Here is an 808-nt window from a genome sequence, read left to right on the forward strand (position 1 = left end):
GCTACGGTTACACCCTTGATTTTCATGTGCAATCAAAACTAACTGATAGTCTCGCGCTATCAATATCTTTTCTAGATGTGGTCAATGAAATCACTATAAAAGAGGCACCCTATACTGCCGCCAATGCGACATCTAACCGTTTAAGTATATCGCCTGAGGGGTTGATTGACGTAAAACCCATTTTGACTGGCGTTGAAGACTATCGTGATCACCGTTTAAAACTCGAACCTCGATACGATGCAGAGTTTTTATACGGTTTTGATGAACTCTGGGACGTTTATGCAGGTGTTTTTCACTATGATGATTATACCTACCCGTCCTTGGGTTTCGGCTATAAAGTTACTGAAAGTCTCGGTGTTAAAACTGTCATTGATCTAAAAACGCAGGCACTAGAACTCAATTTACAGTCGCAGGCGTGGAACGTTGGTTTAATCAGTGATGATTTCAACTTGAATGATGCGCGGACCTTTGGTTTGTCGTGGTCTTTGCGCTACTAACGCTTCACATTCATCGTGATTAGTGCTGTAAAGCACTTCACGCCCTCGTCGTTATAGGCGGCGACGGGCACATCTATTTTTCCGTCTTGTGTGAAATCAATATCGTCAGCTTCACACTTTACGATCAAGTCGGTTTTGGCCTTCACGAGGTATTTCACGCTCATGCCTTCTGGTATCCAGCGTGTACCTTCTGGTGTTGAGACTTCGGTTGTAACTCCGCCAACGAGTTCTGCAGCATTGCACATAGCGATGGCATGTATACAACCAAGATGATTCTGCACTTTCTTCTGGTTCTTCAGAATCATTTCGCA

2 protein-coding genes are annotated in these 808 nt (G+C 43.8%); one reads left to right on the top strand and one right to left on the bottom strand.

What is annotated here, in order from left to right:
• On the top strand, nt 1–497 hold a 497-nt coding region (locus tag A3738_RS21030; protein ID WP_197473947.1), incomplete at its 5' end, for a hypothetical protein.
• On the opposite strand, the gene A3738_RS21035 is transcribed toward A3738_RS21030, so the two are convergent.
• Nucleotides 494–808 (bottom strand): DUF4442 domain-containing protein (locus A3738_RS21035; protein ID WP_068763836.1); only part of this gene is annotated, 315 nt, incomplete at its 5' end. The genes A3738_RS21030 and A3738_RS21035 overlap by 4 nt on opposite strands.

The sequence above is a fragment of the Oleiphilus sp. HI0066 genome, assembly GCF_001635725.1.